Source organism: Rhizobium sp. BT04, assembly GCF_030053135.1.
GTDB lineage: Bacteria > Pseudomonadota > Alphaproteobacteria > Rhizobiales > Rhizobiaceae > Rhizobium > Rhizobium binxianense.
In genome coordinates this window covers 4,526,610-4,546,791 of the sequence record NZ_CP125652.1, presented here as the reverse complement: position 1 = coordinate 4,546,791, position 20,182 = coordinate 4,526,610, and the positions used below count along the sequence as shown (strand labels likewise).

Annotated in this window: 19 protein-coding genes; 10 read left to right on the top strand and 9 right to left on the bottom strand. The window is 61.9% G+C overall.

Going from position 1 to position 20,182, the window contains the following annotated elements; genetic code table 11:
- The first annotated feature begins 1 nt into the window (after position 1).
- Positions 2 to 928: a Gfo/Idh/MocA family protein gene (locus QMO82_RS30625; RefSeq protein WP_183606392.1), complete on the top strand. Its 927-nt coding sequence runs from the start codon at positions 2 to 4 to the stop codon at positions 926 to 928.
- A gap of 182 nt (positions 929 to 1,110) precedes the next feature.
- Complete coding sequence (locus QMO82_RS30620) at positions 1,111 to 1,614, top strand: hypothetical protein (RefSeq protein WP_183606391.1); 504 nt, start codon at positions 1,111 to 1,113, stop codon at positions 1,612 to 1,614.
- A gap of 28 nt (positions 1,615 to 1,642) precedes the next feature.
- Here QMO82_RS30620 and QMO82_RS30615 read toward each other — a convergent pair whose 3' ends face one another.
- Together QMO82_RS30615 and QMO82_RS30610 are read right to left on the bottom strand one after the other, a co-directional pair.
- Positions 1,643 to 2,092, bottom strand: coding sequence for a DNA polymerase III subunit chi (locus QMO82_RS30615; RefSeq protein WP_183606390.1), 450 nt, complete (start codon positions 2,090 to 2,092; stop codon positions 1,643 to 1,645).
- Positions 2,092 to 3,582: a leucyl aminopeptidase gene (locus tag QMO82_RS30610; protein WP_183606389.1), complete on the bottom strand. Its 1,491-nt coding sequence runs from the start codon at positions 3,580 to 3,582 to the stop codon at positions 2,092 to 2,094. The genes QMO82_RS30615 and QMO82_RS30610 overlap by 1 nt, the downstream gene beginning before the upstream one ends.
- A gap of 143 nt (positions 3,583 to 3,725) precedes the next feature.
- Here QMO82_RS30610 and QMO82_RS30605 point away from each other — a divergent pair, with 143 nt between their 5' ends.
- From QMO82_RS30605 to rsmA, 7 genes are all read left to right on the top strand, one after another.
- A complete protein-coding gene (locus tag QMO82_RS30605) occupies positions 3,726 to 4,496 on the top strand; it encodes a phosphatase PAP2 family protein (RefSeq protein ID WP_183606387.1) in 771 nt (256 codons plus the stop codon).
- A gap of 100 nt (positions 4,497 to 4,596) precedes the next feature.
- A complete protein-coding gene (lptF, locus tag QMO82_RS30600) occupies positions 4,597 to 5,778 on the top strand; it encodes an LPS export ABC transporter permease LptF (RefSeq protein WP_183606385.1) in 1,182 nt (393 codons plus the stop codon).
- Positions 5,775 to 6,863, top strand: coding sequence for an LPS export ABC transporter permease LptG (lptG, locus tag QMO82_RS30595; RefSeq protein ID WP_097617538.1), 1,089 nt, complete (start codon positions 5,775 to 5,777; stop codon positions 6,861 to 6,863). Before lptF ends, lptG begins: the two co-directional genes overlap by 4 nt.
- Positions 6,863 to 9,190 carry an LPS-assembly protein LptD gene (locus QMO82_RS30590; protein WP_183606383.1) on the top strand — a complete coding sequence of 776 codons (2,328 nt, stop codon included), beginning with the start codon at positions 6,863 to 6,865 and terminating at the stop codon, positions 9,188 to 9,190. Before lptG ends, QMO82_RS30590 begins: the two co-directional genes overlap by 1 nt.
- 184 nt (positions 9,191 to 9,374) lie before the next feature.
- A complete protein-coding gene (locus QMO82_RS30585; RefSeq protein ID WP_183606382.1) occupies positions 9,375 to 10,319 on the top strand; it encodes a peptidylprolyl isomerase in 945 nt (314 codons plus the stop codon).
- 6 nt (positions 10,320 to 10,325) lie between these two features.
- Complete coding sequence (pdxA, locus tag QMO82_RS30580) at positions 10,326 to 11,354, top strand: 4-hydroxythreonine-4-phosphate dehydrogenase PdxA (RefSeq protein ID WP_183606381.1); 1,029 nt, start codon at positions 10,326 to 10,328, stop codon at positions 11,352 to 11,354.
- Positions 11,354 to 12,181 (top strand): 16S rRNA (adenine(1518)-N(6)/adenine(1519)-N(6))-dimethyltransferase RsmA, encoded by an 828-nt coding sequence (gene rsmA / locus QMO82_RS30575; protein WP_183606380.1) that lies wholly within the window; start codon positions 11,354 to 11,356, stop codon positions 12,179 to 12,181. Before pdxA ends, rsmA begins: the two co-directional genes overlap by 1 nt.
- Here the strand turns inward: rsmA and gmk are convergent.
- The 7 genes from gmk to fabD form a co-directional block, all read right to left on the bottom strand.
- Complete coding sequence (gene gmk / locus QMO82_RS30570) at positions 12,178 to 12,840, bottom strand: guanylate kinase (RefSeq protein ID WP_183606379.1); 663 nt, start codon at positions 12,838 to 12,840, stop codon at positions 12,178 to 12,180. The genes rsmA and gmk overlap by 4 nt on opposite strands.
- 3 nt (positions 12,841 to 12,843) lie before the next feature.
- Positions 12,844 to 13,731 (bottom strand): YicC/YloC family endoribonuclease, encoded by an 888-nt coding sequence (locus tag QMO82_RS30565; RefSeq protein WP_183606378.1) that lies wholly within the window; start codon positions 13,729 to 13,731, stop codon positions 12,844 to 12,846.
- Between the two features lie 18 nt (positions 13,732 to 13,749).
- Positions 13,750 to 14,988 carry an endolytic transglycosylase MltG gene (mltG, locus tag QMO82_RS30560; protein ID WP_183606377.1) on the bottom strand — a complete coding sequence of 413 codons (1,239 nt, stop codon included), beginning with the start codon at positions 14,986 to 14,988 and terminating at the stop codon, positions 13,750 to 13,752.
- A gap of 184 nt (positions 14,989 to 15,172) precedes the next feature.
- Positions 15,173 to 16,435 (bottom strand): beta-ketoacyl-ACP synthase II, encoded by a 1,263-nt coding sequence (gene fabF, locus QMO82_RS30555; protein ID WP_183606376.1) that lies wholly within the window; start codon positions 16,433 to 16,435, stop codon positions 15,173 to 15,175.
- Positions 16,436 to 16,528: 93 nt separating this feature from the next.
- On the bottom strand, positions 16,529 to 16,765 hold the full coding sequence (locus QMO82_RS30550; RefSeq protein ID WP_003547058.1) for an acyl carrier protein: 237 nt from the start codon (positions 16,763 to 16,765) through the stop codon (positions 16,529 to 16,531).
- Between the two features lie 286 nt (positions 16,766 to 17,051).
- Positions 17,052 to 17,789 carry a 3-oxoacyl-[acyl-carrier-protein] reductase gene (gene fabG / locus QMO82_RS30545; protein WP_039618906.1) on the bottom strand — a complete coding sequence of 246 codons (738 nt, stop codon included), beginning with the start codon at positions 17,787 to 17,789 and terminating at the stop codon, positions 17,052 to 17,054.
- A 30-nt stretch (positions 17,790 to 17,819) separates the two neighbouring features.
- Positions 17,820 to 18,764: an ACP S-malonyltransferase gene (gene fabD / locus QMO82_RS30540; protein WP_183606375.1), complete on the bottom strand. Its 945-nt coding sequence runs from the start codon at positions 18,762 to 18,764 to the stop codon at positions 17,820 to 17,822.
- 213 nt (positions 18,765 to 18,977) lie between these two features.
- On the opposite strand from fabD, the gene QMO82_RS30535 reads away from it, so the two are divergent.
- Entirely contained in the window at positions 18,978 to 20,021 is a 1,044-nt protein-coding gene (locus QMO82_RS30535; protein ID WP_183606374.1) for an aldo/keto reductase, read from the top strand.
- The last annotated feature ends 161 nt before the right edge of the window (positions 20,022 to 20,182 follow it).

Here is a 20,182-nt window from a genome sequence, read left to right as displayed (position 1 = left end):
CATGTCTCCTATCAACCTCGCCATCGTCGGCGTCGGCAAGATCGTCCGCGACCAGCACCTTCCTTCTATCGCCAAGAACCCGGATTTCAAGCTCGCCGCCACGGCAAGCCGCCACGGCACGGTCGAAGGCGTCAACAGCTATACGACGATCGAGGCGATGCTCGACGCCGAGCCCTCGATCGATGCCGTCTCGCTCTGCATGCCGCCGCAATATCGCTACGAGGCAGCCTATAAGGCGCTCGTCGCCGGCAAGCATGTCTTCCTGGAAAAGCCGCCCGGTGCGACGCTCAGCGAAGTCGCCGATCTCGAGGCGCTTGCCAGCAAGCAGGGCGCCTCGCTCTTTGCCAGCTGGCATTCGCGCTATGCGCCGGCCGTCGAGGCCGCCAAGGCGTTTCTTGCCGCAACCACGATCAAAAGCGTGCATGTGATCTGGAAGGAGGATGTCCGCCACTGGCATCCGAACCAGGATTGGATCTGGCAGGCCGGCGGCCTCGGGGTTTTCGATCCCGGCATCAACGCATTGTCGATCGTCACCCATATTCTGCCGCGGCCGATCTTCATCACCGAGGCCGTGCTCGAATTTCCCGACAACCGCGATGCGCCGATCGCGGCCGACATCCATTTCCGCAATGCCGACGGCCTGCCGGTGCATGCCGAATTCGACTGGCGCCAGACCGGCAAGCAGAGCTGGGACATCATCGCGGAAACGGCAGCCGGCCAGATGGTGCTTTCCGAGGGCGGCGCCAAGCTTTCGATCGACGGTAAGCTGACCTTTGCCGAGCCGGAGCAGGAATATCCCTCGCTCTACCACCGCTTCGCCGAAATCATCAAGGCCGGCACATCGGATGTCGATGTCGCGCCGCTGCGTCACGTCGCCGACGCCTTCATGCTCGGTAAGCGGAAATTCGTGGAAGCCTTCCACGACTGAGCCGCCGGCAGCTTTTGCCCGAGGAATTGCCCGTCAAGCGTGACGGGCAACGGCCTGTTTAACCTGGCTTTCGGATGCGCCAGCGGGAAACAGCGAGACATATGTCGTTTGGTATTGTCGTCATGCCGTTGTAGAAAGCGGCAAGACTTGCAGACGTACAGCTGTTTCCGGGGGCTCCGCACATGAGCATCAAAACCCGCCGCAAGGGTCGATTTTTCCGCAGCTTGGCGATCGGCGCCGTTCTGGTGCCGCTTGCCAGTCTTGCTGGGTGTTCGGACGACAAGCCCGCCATCCCTCCTGACGCGCCCGGCGTTTCCCGATCGGAGGAATATTCGTTCGGATCGGCAACCCATGCTCAGGACTGGCAGGCTACCCGCAAGATCCTGGACCAACTGGAAGGGCGGTTTGGAGAGAAATCCGTGCGTGTCCTTTCGCGCAATCTCGCCAGCACCACCGACCCGCAGGCCATCAAGGCCTATTATGCCGAACGCCTTGCCCATCAAGCGGGCTGGGCGGAAATCCCGGTGAGCACCTTTGCTGACAGGGCATGGGCCTTCGCTTTCGTCAGTCCACAGGGAGATTGGGTTCTGGCGGTGGAGGCGCTCAACGCCTCGGAAGGTGCGGCAGGGATCGTGCCACTCAATATCCTGACGAACCTCGACGACGACAAAGGGTCGAGGCAGTAGCGTCTTCTGCCTCGACGAAAGAAAAGCTCTACGCCTTCTTCTCCCACCGCCCCTCCGGCGTCTGCTGCCAATAGGTGAGGTTATGCCCCTCGCCTTTCAGCCTCTTCCATTGCGCACGGGCCGCCTCCAACTGCTCCTGGTCGTGGCCGTCGAACATGAAGACGATGCGCTGATAGGCATCGACCGGCGGCGGCTCGGCGCCGTCGATGATGAAACGCACGGTCGCCGCATTGGCATTGTCCGATGTCACCGTCAGAAGCACCGGCTGGCTTTCGGCGAAATCGCTCTCGTCGGTGCCGTGCGGCAGGAAGCTTTCCTCGCGAAACGTCCAAAGATGCTGATCAAGAGCATCGCGCCGCGCCGGCTCACGCGTCTGGACGGCAACGCGCCAGCCGCGCTCGACGCTTTTGTCGATCAGCGGCGGCAGCGCGTCTTCCAGCCTGGTTTCGGTCAGATGATAAAAGAGAACGTCGGTCATCAGGATTCATAATGGGCGCGAACGAGCTCGTCGAGCAGGCGCACGCCGAAACCGGAACCCCAGGACTGGTTTATCTCATCCTGCGGCGAGCCCATCGCCGTGCCGGCGATATCGAGATGCGCCCAGGGCGTATCCTGGACGAAACGCTTGAGGAAATGCGCCGCGGTGATCGAGCCGGCCTGTCGGCCGCCGGTGTTCTTCATGTCGGCGAACTTGCTGTCGATCAGCTTGTCGTAGTCCTTGCCGAGCGGCATGCGCCAGAGCTTCTCGTTCGTGGAAAGGCCGGCTGCCGTCAGCTGAGCGGAAAGCTGGTCGTCATTGGAGAACAGACCGGCATGCACATTGCCGAGCGCCACGACGATCGCGCCGGTCAGCGTGGCGAGATTGATCATGAACTGCGGATTGAAACGATCATTGCAGTACCAGAGGGCATCGCAGAGCACGAGGCGGCCTTCGGCATCGGTATTGATCACCTCGATCGTCTGGCCGGACATCGAGGTGACGATGTCGCCCGGACGCTGGGCGTTGCCGTCAGGCATGTTCTCGACCAGGCCGATGATGCCGACGGCATTGACGGCGGCTTTGCGGGCGGCGAGCACGTGCATGAGGCCGGTGACGGCTGCAGCACCGCCCATATCGCCCTTCATGTCCTCCATGCCGGCGGCCGGCTTGATCGAAATGCCGCCGGTATCGAAAACGACACCCTTGCCGATGAAGGCGATGGGACGATCCTTGCCCTTGCCGCCTTTCCACTGCATGACCGCCAGGCGCGGCGGGCGCACCGAGCCTTGGGCGACGCCGAGAAGGGCGCCCATGCCAAGACGGCGCATCTCCTTCTCGGTCAGGATTTCCACTTCGACGCCGAGCTTTTCCAGCTCCTTCGCCTTGGCGGCGAACTCGACGGGGCCGAGCACGTTCGGCGGTTCGTTGACGAGGTCGCGGGCAAGATTGACGCCGCTAGCGATCGCTTCGGAATCGGCAAACGCCTTCTTGGCAGCACCCGGATCGGCCGTGACGATCGTCACCTTGACCGACTTCGCCGGCTTTTCCTCGTCGTCACCCTTCTTCGTCTTGTAGGTATCGAAGCTATAGGCGCGCAGCAGCATGCCGAGGGCGAAATCGGCGGCCGCCCGCGCGCTTGTCTCGAGACCAGGCACGTCGATGAAGACGGCGGCCTTGTCGGTATTCTTGATTCTCGCCGCCGCAGTACCGCCGGCCTTCAACCAATCATGGGTGGTGAGGCCGGCGGCCTTGCCAAGCCCGACGACGACGATGCGCTCGACGGACGCGCCTTCCGGGGCGACAATATCGAGCACGCTCATGGATTTCGCGGAGAACCGGGCGATCCTGGCAGCCTTGGCGATCACACCGGCCGGATCGACTGTTTCGGCGCCCGCAGGACTGTCGGAGTCTATGGTCCTCAACAAGATCGCCAGGCCGCCATTGAGCTTTGCCGACTTTGAGAATGAAATTTCGAACTTAGCTGACATGTCTTCTCCGCTGGGATTCTTGAAATCCGTCCCTGGCGGATAATTTCGCGTTTGGCGGGTCTGTCAATGGCTGGCGACAATTGTTATGGTCCCCCGCGGCCATCACGGCCCTCCTGTTTTCGTCAGTTTCGTAGATATTCGCGTTGACAATTTTTCCGAAAAATCCACGGCGGGGCCTGGCAATCCGCCTGCCGAAAACGACTTTCGGTGTATCCATGCTGCTGTTCTGGACGTGGTGGGGGCTGCTTGCCGTCTTTCGCGCCTTCCCCGGGATAGACATCTATTTTTCCCAGCTTTTTTTCGTCAGTGCAGATTGCGATACGACTGCCGCCGGCAGCATCTGCGGCGGCTTTCCCTACCGCGACGTCGCGACCTTCGACCTGCTGCGCACCGTGTTCTTCCGCCTGCCCTATGTCGTGGCGATCGTGATGCTGTGGAAACTCATCGAATGCTACCAGCAGCATGGCGCGACCTTCAACGCCGACCGGGCGAACAAGCTGAAAGTCGCCCTCGGAACGCTGCTGATCGGCCCCGTGCTGCTCGTCAACGTGATCCTGAAGGAACATTGGGGTCGGCCGCGGCCGATACAGACGGACATTTTCGGCGGTGCGCTGCATTTCGTCGAGGCCGGTTCGCTTGCCGGAAAATGCGTTTCGAACTGCTCGTTCATCTCAGGCGAGGCAGCGAGCGCCGGCTGGCTATTCTGCCTTCTGCTCTTCGTTCCCAAATCCCTGCGTTATGCACTGGCAGCACCCGTGGCGGCGATCTCGATCCTCACACCGGCGATGCGGCTATCCTTCGGCGCGCACTACCTCTCCGACGTCGTTCTCGGATGGCTTTCGTCGCTTGTCGTCTTCGCCGCCTTGCTGGCGTTAACTGAGTCGCAACAGCCTCAAAAAAATTCTGAAAATTGAATGAATTTTTGACACCAGCTTGTCGCAAAAGCACGACAAAGAGCGTAGAGGGATTCTCCTGCAAAGCCATTTGGGCGTGCAGGTGCTTTCAAGGGCAGGCATGAAACTACTCGAGACATACATATTGCGGCGCGTCGGCCAGATGTTTCTCGTGGCGCTCCTGCCCGTTCTGGCGATCATTTGGACGACACAGGTTCTGCAGCGCATCAACCTGGTCACCGACAGCGGCCAGTCGATCGGCTCGTTCGCCAAGCTCGCGACGATGATCCTGCCGTCGATCATTCCTGTTGTCCTGCCCTTCGCCCTCGTTATCGCGATCACCCAGACGCTGACGACGATGAACAACGATTCGGAACTCACCGTCATCGACGCCGCCGGAGCCAGGCGCAGCGTGCTGACCCGCCCGATCCTGCTGCTTGCGGCCGTCGTCAGCGTGTTTTCCTTCTTCGTCGACAACGTCGTCGAGCCGCGCGCAAAAACCGTCGTGCGCCAGATGATCGCCGAGACCTATGCCGACCTGCTCTCTTCGGTGATCGAAGAAAAGACCTTCCGCAAGCTTGACGAAGGCCTTTATGTGCAGATCTCGAAGCGAATGGCCGGGCGCATGCTGAAGGGGCTTTTCGTCGCCGACGAGCGCGACCCGGCCTACGAGCTGATCTATTATGCGAAGGAAGGCGCCGTCGACGATACGGGCACGACGCTGATCATGCATGAGGGCGAAGTGCACCGCAAAACGCCTGACGGCAACGTCTCGGTGATCAATTTCGATTCCTATTCCTTCGACCTCTCCGACATGACCGAGAATCGCGGCCAGGCGACGCTGCGCGCCAGCGACCGTGACCTGTGGTTCCTGCTCAATCCGGATCCAGCCGACAAGGACTATACGATCCGGCCGCAGAGCTATCGCGCCGAACTGCATCGCCGGCTGACGGACTGGATCCTGCCTGTCGTCTTTGCCCTGTTTTCCCTGGCGATCGCCGGCGATGCGCGCTCGCACCGTGAAGCGCGGCTGCATCCGATGGTGAGCGCGCTCGCCTATGCCTTCGCGCTCAGATGGGCGGCTTTCTACGCGGCCAATCAGATCGACACCGATCCTGAATATATCGCCGTCCTCTACGCCATCCCGATCGTCAGCAGCATCATCTCGATCGTCTTCCTCGGCCTGCACAAACGACTGGCCATGCCGTCGTTCCTTCGGGACCGGATGTCGTCTTTCTGGAGACGAATGCAGGAAAGGCTGCTTGCGGCTACCGGCAGGACCGGCAGGGATGCGGCCCAATGATGTTCGGGACATTGTCGCGTTATTTCTTTCGCCGCTACCTGGTGACGATGGGCTGGTTCCTGATCGGCGTCTCGGCGATTTCTTTCCTCCTCGACTTCAGCGAGACGGCGGGCCGCATGTCCGGCCTGCCCGGCTACACGATCGGCGGCGGCATCCTGATGACCGCCGTGCGCCTGCCGCTCATCCTGCAGCAGACCGTGCCCTTCATCGCGCTGTTCGTCGGCATGACGGTGCTGATCGGACTCAACCGCAAATATGAGCTCGTCGTCACGCGCGCCGCCGGCATTTCGGTCTGGCAGTTCATGTTCCCCTTCATCGCCGGCTCGCTGCTGCTCGGCCTGCTGACGATGACGGCGCTCAACCCGCTTGCCGCCTGGGGACAGCGCCAGGCGCTGCTGGTCGAATCCGACTGGCGCGGCGAGAATGCGGTTCTGCGCAAGGCGCCGCAGATTCCGTGGCTGCGCCAGATCAGCGGCCGGGACGATGTGATCATCGGCGCCCAGACGGTTCAGGAGAACGGAACCAAGCTGATCGACGCCGTGCTGATCCATTTCGATTCAAGCGGTCAGGTCATTCTGAGACAGGACGCCGCGACGGCAAAATTGGAAGATGGTTACTGGCAACTTAACAACGTTGTCGAGCGCAAGCCTGGCGAAATCCCCGTGCGTAAAGCTTCGGTTCAACTTCGCACCAATCTGAAACAGGACTTCGTCCAGGAGCGGCTGACGGCGCCGGAAACAATTGGTTTCTTTGACCTTTCCAACCGCATTGCCGCGGCCAAATCCTTCGGTATCTCCACCAAGGCGCTGGAGACGCAATTCAACTCCCTGTTGTCCCAGCCATTGCTGCTGGTGGCCATGACTTTCATTGCTGCAACAGTGTCCCTAAAATTTAGCCGGTTCAACCAATCCCGCTCCGTGATTCTGGGTGGCATCCTTTCGGGCTTCATGCTTTATGTCATCACCGTGCTTGTAAAGGCATTCGGAAGCAGTGGAGTCGTGCCTCCCTTCGTGGCGACGTGGATACCGGTGGTCGTCGCGCTGGCCTTGGGTGCGACTATTCTGCTTCATCAGGAGGACGGCTAGTGGCGGCAGGCGACCGCAAGTATTTTAGTAAACAGTTGGTTGCCCTGCTTGTCGGTGCGGCTTTATATTCCTATTTCGGCAGTGTCTCGGCCTCCTACGGCCAGGCCAGCGCGCCCGAACAAAATATAGAGAAGAAGATTCCCGAAGGCGCGAAGCTTCTGCTTTCGGCCAATGAACTCGTCTATAACCGTGACGCCGACCTGGTGTCGGCGGTCGGCGGCGTGCAGATCAACTATGGCGGCTATAAAATGGTCGCCCAGAAGGTCGAGTACAATCAGAAGACCGGCCGGATGATGGCGCTCGGCAATGTCGAGCTGGTCAGCCCGGACGGCAATCGTATCTATGCCGACAACCTTGACGTGACCGACAATTTTGCCGACGGGTTCCTGAACTCGTTGCGCATCGAGACATCAGACAATACCCGCATCGTTGCCGAATCCGGCCAGCGCGTCGGCGGCACGATGATGATTCTCAACAAGGGCGTCTACACGGCCTGCCTTCCCTGCGCCGAAGATCCGAAGCGCGCACCTTTCTGGCAGGTCAAGGCCAAGCGCGTGATCCAGAACGGCGTGACGCACACGATCCGTCTGGAGAGTGCGCGCTTCGAGCTGCTCGGTTATCCGATCGCCTTCCTGCCATTCATCGAGGTTCCCGACAATACGGTGAAGCGCAAGTCGGGCTTTCTCTTCCCGACGATGAGCCTGTCGCAGAATCTCGGCTTCGGTCTTTCCGTTCCTTATTATTACGTGATCTCGCCGAGCATGGACGCGACGGTCACCACCACCGGCTACACCGCCCAGGGCTTCCTCGTCGAAGGCGAATTCCGCCAGCGCTTCGAAAATGGCACGCATATCCTGCGCGTCGCCGGCATCGACCAGGCAAAGCCGGACAATTTCAGCTCAGGCACCAGCGATGCCGAAGCCAGCCAGCGTGGCATGGTGGCGTCGAAGGCCGAATTCCGCATCAATCCCCGCTGGACGTTCGGCTGGGACGTCATGATGCAGAGCGACAACAATTTCTCGAAGACCTACAAGCTGCGCGGTCTGAGCGGCACGGATCGTACCAACCAGATCTACCTGACGGGACTTGGGAAACGCAATTATTTCGACATGCGGGCGTTCTATTTCGACGTCCAGGATGCCGATCGGACCAACACCGCCGAAAAACAGCAGGCGATCGTCTATCCCGCGATGGACTATCACTATGTGGCACCGCAGCCGCTTGCAGGCGGCGAACTGTCGGCTGACGTCAACTTGACGAATATTTCGCGCACCCATGACGACTTCTATACCGTCGACGGGTTCGACCGCTTCCGCGGCCTGAAGGGCCAGACGTCGCGACTGACCGGCGAACTGCAGTGGAAGCGCACCTATGTCACGCCGACCGGCCTGGTCATCACGCCGCTGCTGGCTGCGCGCGGCGACGCCTTCGCGTTGAACATGGACGACCCCACGGGCTACACCGGCAACTATATCGACGGCAATTCCGCCACCCGCTCGATGTTCACGGCCGGGCTGGAGATGCGCTATCCGATCCTGATGACGACGGATAATAGCACCCATATCCTCGAGCCGATCGCACAGATCTATGCCCGCCCCGACGAGCAGCTCGCAGGCCGCCTGCCAAACGAGGATGCGCAGAGCTTCGTCTTCGACGCCACCTCACTGTTCGACCGCGACAAATTCTCGGGCTACGACCGTGTCGAAGGCGGTACGCGTGCCAATCTCGGCGTCCAGTATACCGGTACGTTTGATAGCGGTTACAAGCTGCACGGCATCTTCGGCCAATCCTACCAGATCGCCGGCCAGAACTCGTTTGCGACCGATGATCTCGTCAATGTCGGCGCGGATTCGGGTCTTGAAACCACGCGCTCCGACTATGTCGGCCTCGGCGGCATCGAGACACCGTACGGCGTTTCGATGACGGCCTCCTACCGCCTCGACGAGAAGGATTTCGAGTTCCGCCGCGGCGACCTGACGACGGCTTACCAGAACGACACCTTCTCTTCGCAGGTGACCTTCACCCATCTCAGCGCCCAGCCGGAATATGGCTTCGACGAGGACAAGGACGAGGTCCAGACGAACGGCAAGGTCAAATTCAAGGATTACTGGTCGATCTTCGGCGGCATCGCCTGGGATCTGAACAATGATGTGATCAGCCGCCGGACGCTTGGCCTCTCCTATGACGACGAATGCACGATCTTCACGATCGCCTATACAGACAGCAGGGATTCCGACGACGAGACGGCAAGCGACTGGACGATCGGCGCGCGGCTGACCTTCCGCACGCTCGGCGACATCAAGATCGGCACCGACACCCTCGAGTGACGGGCGGGCGGCGCAAACATGGCCTGAAGCCATTCTTTCGCCGTAAGCCTGTGCAGGACATTGCCGCCAGTCGATATCTGAGGCATAGGGGTTTCGCGCCGTGACGGAAGCGATTTCCGCGTGTCTCGCACTGTGGTAAGAACGCCGCGAACAACGTCTCGCGGCGCTATCGGGAGGTCAACGGATGATTGACGCGAAAAAAGCTATAACCACCTTCCTCGCCGGGGCGGCGCTTGCCTTGCTGACGGGGGTTGCCGCTCCAGCGCTTGCGGCAAGTGAGGTCAAGGCCGTGGTGAACGGCACGGCCATCACCAGCGGCGATGTCGCCAAGCGTCAGGCCTTTCTGCGCCTGCAGCATACCAAGGCCGACGCCAAGGCTGCCGAGGAGCAATTGATCGACGAGGCGCTCAAGCGCCAGGAGGTCGCCCGCGTCCATATGTCGGTTTCGCAGCAGGACGTCGACGCGTCTTTCGCCCGTTTTTCGAGTGGCAACAAGCTTTCCGTCGAACAGATGTCACAGATCCTCGATCGTGCCGGCGTCGGCGTCGACCATTTCAAGGGTTTCATCGCCGTGCAGATGAGCTGGCCGCGGGTCGTCAACGCGCGCTACGGTTCGACCGCGCGGCTGTCGAACTATGACCTCGTCTCGCGCATGATGCAGAATAACAAGCAGAAGCCGGTGACGACCGAATATATGCTGCAGCAGGTCATCTTCGTCATTCCGCAAGCCAAGCGCAACGCCATCACCGGCAAGCGCAAGGGTGAAGCCGAGGCGTCGCGCTCGAAATTTCCCGGCTGCGATCAGGCAAAGGTCTTTGCTGCGACGATGCGCGACGTTTCCGTGCGCGATCTCGGCCGCATGCTCGCCCCCGAGATCCCGCCGGATTGGAAGCCGCTGGTCGAGCAGGCCAAGGGGAATACGACAGGCACCCGCGTCACCGACAAGGGCGTCGAATATCTGGCAATTTGCAGCCAGCGCCAGGTTTCCGACGACCAGGCGGCCGAAATGGTTTTCCGCCAGGAGGACCTCGGCAAGTCCAAGGCCGGCAAGGACGCCAGCCCGGAAAACGAAAACAGCAAGAAGTACCTGGATGAACTGCGCAAGAAGGCGCAGATCGCCTATCGTTGACCGACAATGACGATACCGTTTTCGCGACCGCTCGCGCTGAGCCAGGGCGACCCCGCCGGCATCGGGCCGGATATTACCCTGATGGCCTGGCTCCGGCGGCGCGAACTCGGGCTGCCGCCTTTCTTCCTGATCGGCGATCCCGGCGTATTGGCGTTGCGAGCGCGCCAGCTCAATCTGGCGGTTACGATCCGCGAGACCGATAGAGCCAGCGAGGCCGCCGGCATGTTCGGCGACGCGCTGCCCGTCATGACGGTGCCTGTTGGCATCGAAGTGGTGGCCGGCGAGCCGCATGCGGCAACGGCGAAGGGCACGATCGCGGCGATCGAAAAAGCCGTGTCGCTCGTCATCGACGGCGAGGCGCTGGCGGTCGTCACCAACCCGATCGCCAAGGCCGTGCTCTATGAGGCGGGCTTCCGGTTTCCCGGCCATACCGAATTTCTCGCCGATCTCGCCGCCAGGGCGACCGGCAAGCCGGTGACGCCTGTCATGATGCTGTCCGGACCAAAGCTCCGGGCCATCCCGGTCACCATCCACATTCCGATCCGGGACGTGCCGCAGGCGCTGACGCGCGAACTGATTGTCGACACCTGCCGGATCGCCCATGAAGACCTGAGGCAGCGCTTCGGCATCGAGGCGCCGCGGCTGGCTGTCGCCGGCCTCAACCCGCATGCGGGCGAAGACGGCACGATCGGCAAGGAGGACGAGGATGTCATCCGCCCGGCGATCGAACGCCTGCGCGACGAGGGCATCGATGCGATCGGCCCCCTGCCCGCCGACACGATGTTCCATGACGAAGCGCGGACGCGATATGACGTCGCCGTCTGCATGTATCACGATCAGGCGCTGATCCCGGCCAAGGCACTCGGCTTCGACGACAGCGTTAACGTGACGCTCGGGCTTCCCTTCGTGCGCACCTCGCCGGATCACGGCACCGCTTTCGGCATTGCCGGCAAGGGGCTGGCGCGCGAGCAGAGCCTCGTTGCGGCGCTGAAGCTCGCCGCCCAGCTCGGCCGCAGTGCGGAAAGCCGCCGCTAATGGCAGCACTCGATGGTCTACCGCCGCTTCGCGACGTCATCCAGCGTCACGGCCTCGATGCCCGCAAGGCGCTCGGGCAGAACTTCCTGCTCGACCTCAACCTCACGCAGAAGATCGCCCGCACGGCCGGCGCGCTCGAAGAGGCAACCGTCTTCGAGGTTGGCCCTGGCCCCGGCGGACTGACGCGGGCGATCCTGGCGCTCGGCGCCCGGAAGGTCATCGCCATCGAGCGCGATGCCCGCTGCCTGCCGGCGCTTGCCGAGATCGCCGATCACTATCCCGGCCGGCTGGAAGTCGTCGAAGGCGATGCGCTGAAGACGGATTTCGAGGCATTGGCACCGGAAGGCCCGATCAAGATCATTGCCAACCTGCCCTACAATGTCGGCACGCAGCTTTTGGTCAACTGGCTGCTGCCGAAAGCCTGGCCGCCCTTCTGGCAGTCGCTGACGCTGATGTTTCAGAAGGAAGTCGGCGAACGTATCGTCGCCGGCGAAGACGACGACCATTACGGCCGCCTCGGCGTGCTCTGCGGCTGGCGGACGGAGGCTCGCATGGCCTTCGACGTGCCGCCGCAAGCCTTCACGCCGCCGCCGAAGGTAACGTCGACGGTCGTGCATCTGACACCCCGGAGAAACCCGATCCCCTGCGCTGTCGCCGATCTGGAAAAGGTGACGCAGGTGGCCTTCGGCCAGCGTCGCAAGATGCTGCGTCAGAGCCTGAAGCCGCTCGGCGGCGAGCGCCTGCTCGTCAAGGCCGGGATCGATCCGGCGCGGCGGGCCGAAACCCTGTCCGTCGAGGAATTCTGCCTTCTGGCAAACAGCCTTTAAAGGCTCGGCGTCTCTTCCAGCAGTTCACGGACGAAATCGAACATGCCATGGCGGCGGTCGCGGCGCAGGCGTTCGGCCTTGACGATCGACTGGACGGCATCGAGGGCGGCGTTGAGATCGTCGTTTACGATGACATAGTCGTATTCGCGCCAGTGGGCGATCTCGGCGCGGCTATTGGCGAGGCGGGTCTGGATGACCTCCTCGGAATCCTCGGCGCGGCGGTGCAGCCGCGACTGCAGCTCGGTCATGGTCGGCGGCAGCACGAAGATCGAGACCACGTCGGCAGACATTTTCTCCTGCAATTGCTGGGCGCCCTGCCAGTCGATGTCGAAGAGCATGTCGCGGCCTTCGGCCATGGCCTGCTCCACAGGCTCGCGCGGCGTGCCGTAGAAATTGCCGTGCACCTCGGCCCATTCGAGCAGTGCGTCGCTATCGCGCAGCCGCTCGAACTCGCGCACACTCTTGAAGTGGTAGTGCACATCCTCGACCTCGCTCGGACGGCGCTGGCGCGTGGTGACGCTGACGGAAAGGCCGATATTCTTGTCGGTCTCCAGCAGCGTGCGCGCAATGGTGGACTTGCCGGCGCCTGACGGCGACGAGATGACAAGCATCAGACCGCGGCGGGCGATCTGCACGGGCGAGGATTTCGCCGGTTTCATGTCTTACTCCAAATTCTGGACCTGCTCGCGGAACTGGTCGATCACGACTTTCAACTCGATGCCGGCAGCGGTGACCGCCGAGGCATTCGACTTCGAGCAGATGGTATTCGATTCGCGGTTAAATTCCTGTGCAAGGAAATCCAACCGGCGGCCGGCCGGACCATCTTTCACCAAGAGATCGCGCGCTGCGGCGACATGCGCCTTCAGACGATCGATTTCCTCGCGCAGATCCGCCTTGGTCGCCAGCAATGCGGCTTCGGCATGCAGCCTGTCGCGGTCGAGCGCCGCCGTGCCGTCCATCAACATCGCAACCTGCGCGGCAAGCCGCGCGGCGATCTCCTGCGGCGAACGTGAGGGATCGGCCTCGATCGCTCGTGTCAGGCCTTCGATCGTCGTGACATGGTCGAGCAGGATGCGGGTCAGCGCCGACCCTTCCTGTTCCCGCATCGCTCTGAGATCGGAAAGCGCGGCGAGCAGGCCGGCAGCGATCTCGGCATCACGGGCGGCGAGCGCCTCCTCGCCATCCTCGCTTTCGCGGAATTCGACGATGCCGCGCACCAGAAGCAGCGTATCGAGCTTCAGCGGTGACGGGTCGATTGTTCCGTCCAGTTGCTCGCGCATGGCCAGCACGGCGGCGAGCGCCTGCCTGTTCAACACGGCCTCGAAGCGGTTCTCGTCGGCGGTGACGGATAGCGATGCCTGCAGGTTGCCGCGGCTGAAGCTTTCGCCGGCCAGGCGGCGGACCTCTGCCTCCATGCGTTCGAGGCCGGGTGGCAGGCGCAGCCGCAGGTCAAGGCCCTTGCCGTTGACCGAGCGCAATTCCCATGCCCAGCGCCAGCGGCCGCTCGTTCCCTCGCGTCGCGCAAAACCGGTCATGGACTGCAAAGCCATGCGAGCCTCCAGAAAGTATCAGTTGATTTTCTTTTTCTTCGGCGGCACGACGGTCGCGCCGCTATCGGCCGGCTGTTCTTCCGGCTGGCCGTCGACTGCGATGTTCGGGTCCGAGCCCTTGTCGGCCTCGAGCTTGCGCCAGCGCTTGACGTTGGCATTGTGCTCCTCGAGCGTCGCGGCGAAAACATGGCCACCGGTGCCGTCGGCAACGAAATAGAGATCCTGCGTCTTCCAGGGATTGGCGACGGCTTCCAGCGCATCCTTGCCAGGATTGGCGATCGGCGTCGGCGGCAGACCCTTGATGACATAGGTATTGTATGGTGTGTCGCGCTTCAGGTCCGACTGGTAGATCGGCCGGTCGGCCGGTTTGCCGTCGCCGCCGAAGAGACCGTAGATGATCGTCGGATCGGACTGCAGGCGCATGCCTTTGCCGAGCCGGTTGAGGAAAACGGAGGCGACATGAGCGCGCTCGTCGGCAACGCCGGTTTCCTTTTCGACGATCGAGGCAAGTGTGACGAATTCCTCCTTGGACCGCAACGGCAGCGAGGAGTCGCGCTTGTCCCAGATCTGATCGACGATTTTCTGCTGGGCCGCCGCCATCTGCTGGATGATTTCCGAGCGTTTGGTGCCGCGCGAGAACTTATAGGTATCCGGGCGCAGGCTGCCCTCGGGCGGAAGGGCGGCCGGCAGATCGCCCTCAAGCACCTTATCCTCCAGCATGCGGTTGAACATCTGGCGGACCGTCAGGCCCTCAGGGAAGGAAACCGAATAGAGAATGGATTTGCCCGATTTCAGAAGCTCCATGATATCGCTCATGGAGGCTCCGGCCTTGATCTCATATTCACCGGCCTTCAGGCTTTCACCGGCAGAAAGATGCGTTGCCGTGAGATAGCGGAAGATGCGGGCATCGCTGATGATCGCGTTGCGCTCGAGGTTCGAGGCGATTTCGGCCAGACCCGCGCCATTGCGGATGATGAAATTGGTGTTGGTCTGCAGCGGACCGGGGCTCCGATAGGTCGATGTGGCATAGTAGAAGCCGATAACGGCGACGACGCAGACCAGAACCGCCATCGTCATGATGAAGTTCAGGAAAAGAACGACCTGGCCGCGGGCTTTCTTGGAGCGTTTCGGCGGCTCCGGAACGCGCTCCGGACGCAGGGCTTCGCTCGGCGACTTCGGGATGATCGGTCCCTTCTGCGCCTGCCGGTCGTTCTCGCCTTGCGGGGTATCGTTGCTCTGGTTCGTCGTATCGCTCACCGGCAATCCTCTAAAACTTGACCCTCACTTCGCTATTTCGCGAAGCAATGCGGCAAAAGCAGGTTCTGCCGCCGTTCAACGGCGCCGTTGCCGGTCGTTATGCTCCCGCACGCCGTGCTACGCAACACAGAGAACCGGCCCTTGCGGCGTAAGGGACACACCCGTTACACCGCGCGCAGGGCTCTTATTGCGCGTAACGGCGCAGGACGAGCGATGCATTCGTGCCGCCGAATCCGAACGAGTTGGACAGCGCCACATTGATTTCTCGCTCACGCGCCTTGTGCGGAACAAGATCGATCGCCGTCTCACGCTCGGGATTGTCGAGATTGAGCGTCGGCGGCGCGACATTGTCGCGGATGGCGAGCGTGGTAAAGATCGCCTCGATCGCGCCGGCAGCGCCGAGAAGGTGTCCGGTCGCCGACTTGGTCGAGGACATAGAGATCTTCGACGCCGCGTTGCCGACCAGTCGCTCGACAGCGCCGAGTTCGATCGTGTCGGCCATGGTCGAGGTGCCGTGGGCGTTGATATAATCGATATCGGCCGGCGTCAGGCCGGCGCGCTTCAGCGCCATCGCCATGCAGCGGCCGGCGCCCTCGCCGTCATCGGAGGGCGCGGTGATGTGATAGGCATCACCCGACAGGCCGTAGCCGACGACTTCGGCATAGATCCTGGCGCCGCGCGCCTTGGCGTGTTCCAGTTCCTCGAGCACGACGATGCCGGCGCCCTCGCCCATGACGAAGCCGTCACGGTCGCGGTCATAGGGGCGCGACGCCTTCTGCGGGTCGTCGTTGTGCTGGGTCGACAGCGCCTTGCAGGCGGCAAAGCCGGCAAGCGAAATGCGGCTGACGGGAGATTCTGTGCCGCCGGCGACCATGACGTCGGCATCACCCAGCGCGATCAGCCGCGCGGCATCGCCGATCGCATGCGCGCCAGTCGAGCAGGCGGTGACGACCGAATGATTGGGGCCGCGCAGCTTGTGGCGGATCGAGACCTGGCCGGAGACCAGGTTGATCAGGCGGCCGGGAATGAAGAAGGGGGAGATGCGGCGCGGGCCCTTGTCGCGCAGGGTATAACCCGCCTCGACGATGCCTTCGATGCCGCCGATGCCGGAGCCGATCAACACGCCGGTGGCGATCTGCTCCTCATCGGTTTCGGGGTGCCAGCCGGCATCGGCAAGCGCCATGTCGGCGGCGGCCATGCCGTAGATGATGAAGGGATCGACCTTGCGCTGCTCTTTCGGCTCCATCCACTGATCGACATTGAAGGTGCCGTCGGTGCCGTCACCGACGGGAATACGGCAGGCGATCTTGGCGGGAAGGTCGTCGACTTCGAATTCGGTGACGAGGCGGGCGCCGTTCTGGCCGGCAAGCAGCCGGGACCAGGTCACCTCTGTTCCGCATCCCAAGGGTGATACCATGCCGGTACCGGTGATGACGACACGTCTCATCGCGTGCTTTCCCCCGTCTCTTATGTTCTATGGAGAAATATGCCGAAAAGAAAAGGGCGGACTCCAGGCCCGCCCTTTCTCAAAATTACAGGATCAGGCCTGGGCCTTCTCGATAAACTTCACGGCATCGCCGACCGTCAGGATCGAGTCGGCAGCGTCGTCAGGAATTTCAACGCCGAATTCTTCTTCGAAAGCCATGACAAGTTCGACCGTGTCGAGCGAGTCAGCGCCCAGATCGTCGATAAAGCTGGCGCTCTCGACGACCTTGTCGGCATCGACGCCAAGATGATCAATAACAATTTTCTTTACGCGTTCTGCGATATCGCTCATGTCGGTTTCCTCGACCTTATGTCCTGATCGGAATGCCGTTGCGGCACCCTTACCCTGTTTCAGCCTGCGATGTTTTCAGACATCCTCGGCAAACTCGTTTACCCGGCTTCAGAGATGTCCCAGGCTTGCAAAAAGCCCGCCGGTCCGTCTGCTTTCTCGGGACGACTGTTCACAGTCATGGCCCGCTTAACATGCTTTATGTCTGCCGCAAAGCCAGAAAATCAACGGTTCGTGATTGCTCAACATGCTATTGGCGGAATTATTCCCACGCCGACAGTTTGTCGTTTCAGATCATCGCCATGCCGCCGTTTACGTGCAGCGTCTGGCCTGTCATGTAAGCGGCCTCGGAAGAGGCAAGATAAGCGACCGCCGAAGCGACCTCGCCGCCCGTGCCCATGCGCTTCATCGGGATCGCTCCCATGATCGCTTCCTTCTGCTTGTCGTTCAGCTTGCCGGTCATGGCGCTCTCGATGAAGCCGGGCGCCACGCAGTTGACCGTCACGTTGCGGGTGGCGATTTCCTGCGCGAGCGACTTGGTGAAGCCGATCATGCCCGCCTTGGAGGCGCAGTAATTGGCCTGGCCCGGATTGCCGGTGACGCCGACGACGGAGGTGATGTTGATGATGCGGCCATAGCGGCGGCGCATCATCGGATGCGTCAATTCGCGCGTCAGGCGGAAGGTCGACGTCAGATTCACTTCGAGAACGGCGTCCCAATCCTCGTCGCTCATGCGCACGAACAGGCCGTCGCGGGTGATGCCGGCATTGTTGACGAGGATGTCGACGCCTTCGAGTTCGGCTTCGGCCTTCTGGCCGAGCGCCTTGACCTCGTCACGGTCGGAGAGGTTGGCCGGGAAAATCTTGACGCGCTCGCCGAGTTCGGCCGCCAGCGCTTCCAGCTTCTCGACGCGGGTGCCGTGCAGGCCGACGATGGCGCCCTGCTTATGAAGAAGGCGGGCGATTTCCTCGCCGATACCACCCGATGCGCCGGTGACGAGAGCCTTGCGGCCGGAAAGATCGAGCATGGAAACGTTCCTTATATCTGGAGATACCAATCAGGCCGTGAGGGCGGCAACAGTCGCGTCGATATCCGCCGGACCGTTGACGGAGATGCCGTTGATCGTCTTGTCGATGCGGCGGGCAAGGCCGGTCAGCACCTTGCCGGAGCCGAGTTCATAGAGCGTCGTCACGCCATTGCCGGCAAACCATTCCACCGTCTCGCGCCAGCGGACCTGACCGGTCACCTGCTCGACAAGGAGACGGGCGATCTCGTCGGCGCCGGTCACCGGGGCCGCGCGGACATTGGCGATGAGGGGCACGACGGGATCGGACTTGGCGACCGTTGCCAGTGCCGCGCGCATGGCCTCGGCCGCCGGCGCCATCAGCTTGGAATGGAAGGGAGCGGAAACCGGCAGCAGGATGGCGCGCTTGGCGCCCTTGTCGGTCGCAAGGCCGGCGGCCTTTTCGACGGCTGCCTTCTCGCCTGATATGACGATCTGGCCGCCGCCATTGTCGTTGGCGATCTGGCAGGCGCCGATGGCCGCCGCTGCCTCGCAGACGGCAATAACGTCGGCATGTTCGAGGCCGATAATCGCGGCCATGGCGCCGACGCCGACGGGGACGGCGGCCTGCATGGCATTGCCGCGAATGCGCAGGAGTCGCGCGGTATCGGCGAGCGAAAAGGTGCCGGCGGCGCAGAGTGCCGAATATTCGCCGAGCGAGTGGCCGGCGACGTAGGCGACCTTGGACTTCAGATCCAGCCCTTTGGCTTCGAGCACGCGGACGACGGCGATCGAGACGGCCATCAACGCCGGCTGGGCGTTCGCCGTCAGGGTCAAGGTCTCCTCGGGACCATTGAACAAGACGTCCGAAAGCTTTTCACCGAGCGCCTCATCGACCTCGTCGAAAACGGCGCGGGCCTCGGCGAAATTCTCGGCCAAGTCCTTGCCCATGCCGACGGCCTGACTGCCCTGACCGGGAAAAGTGAAAGCGATGGTCATGCTCATGTCCCTGGCTCATGCCCCTGATTGCGCCCCTTGAGGCTGTTTTGCCTCCAATTGACATTCTTTCCGGCAGAGTCAAGTGGCGGCTCATTCTCCGCAAAGCCTTTCGCACGCGCACAAAAGCCAGGTTTTTGCTCTTGCGCTCTGCCAAATCGAGCCTAGATTTGCGCAGGCCCTCCCAAGCCTTCACCTCGCTCCCAAGGTTTTCTCATGAAGTACAATTCGCTAGGCCGCACCGACATTTCCGTTTCAGAGATTTGCCTGGGCACCATGACCTGGGGCTCGCAGAACAGCGAAACCGACGCGCATGCGCAGATGGATTACGCCGTCGAAAAGGGCGTCAATTTCTTCGATACCGCCGAACTCTACCCAACCACCCCGGTTTCGCCCGAAACACAGGGCTGGACTGAAGACTATATCGGCAGTTGGTTCAAGAAGACCGGCAAGCGTGGAGATATCGTGCTCGCCACCAAGGTCGCCGGCCGGGGCCGCGACTATATACGCGGCGGCGAAGGCGCGGATGCAAAGAATATCCGCCTGGCGCTCGAGGCCAGCCTGACGCGGCTGAAGACCGAATACGTCGACCTCTACCAGATCCACTGGCCGAACCGCGGCCATTTCCATTTCCGCCAGAACTGGAGCTACAATCCCTTCAACCAGGATCGCGACAAGACCGTCGCCAATATGCTCGACATCCTGGAAACGCTCGGCGCGCTGGTGCAGGAAGGCAAGATCCGGGCGATCGGGCTTTCCAACGAAACCACCTGGGGCATCCAGAAATACCTGACGCTGTCCGAACAGAAAAGCCTGCCACGCGTTGCCAGCGTCCAGAACGAATACAATCTCCTCTACCGCCATTTCGACCTCGATCTCGCCGAACTCTCGCATCACGAGGATGTCGGGCTGCTCGCCTATTCGCCGCTCGCCGGCGGCATCCTGACCGGCAAATATGTCGATGGCGGCAGGCCGAAGGGTTCGCGCGGTTCGATCAACCACGATATCGGCGGCCGCCTGCAGCCGCTGCAGGAGCCGGCGACCAAAGCCTATCTGCAGATCGCGGCAACCTTCGGTCTCGACCCGGCGGCCATGGCGCTCGCCTTTTGCCTGTCCAGACCCTTCATGGCCTCCGCCATCATCGGCGCGACGTCGATGGAGCAGTTGAAAATCGATATCGGCGCGGCCGACCTGACGCTTTCGCACGAGGTGCTGGCGGAGATCGCCAAGGTGCACCGGCAGTATCCGCTGACGCTGTGATCATATTGCCGTAACGCCCCCGACGCCAACCATCGGTTTGCGTCGGGTCCGATTGCGCTTGCCTTTGCCCAAAAAATCCGTATAAGCCGCCCTGTTCGTTAACCCGGTCTTCTGGCTGGTGGCTGAACGGAGGGCCGGTTTCCCCGTGGAAATCGTTCGGA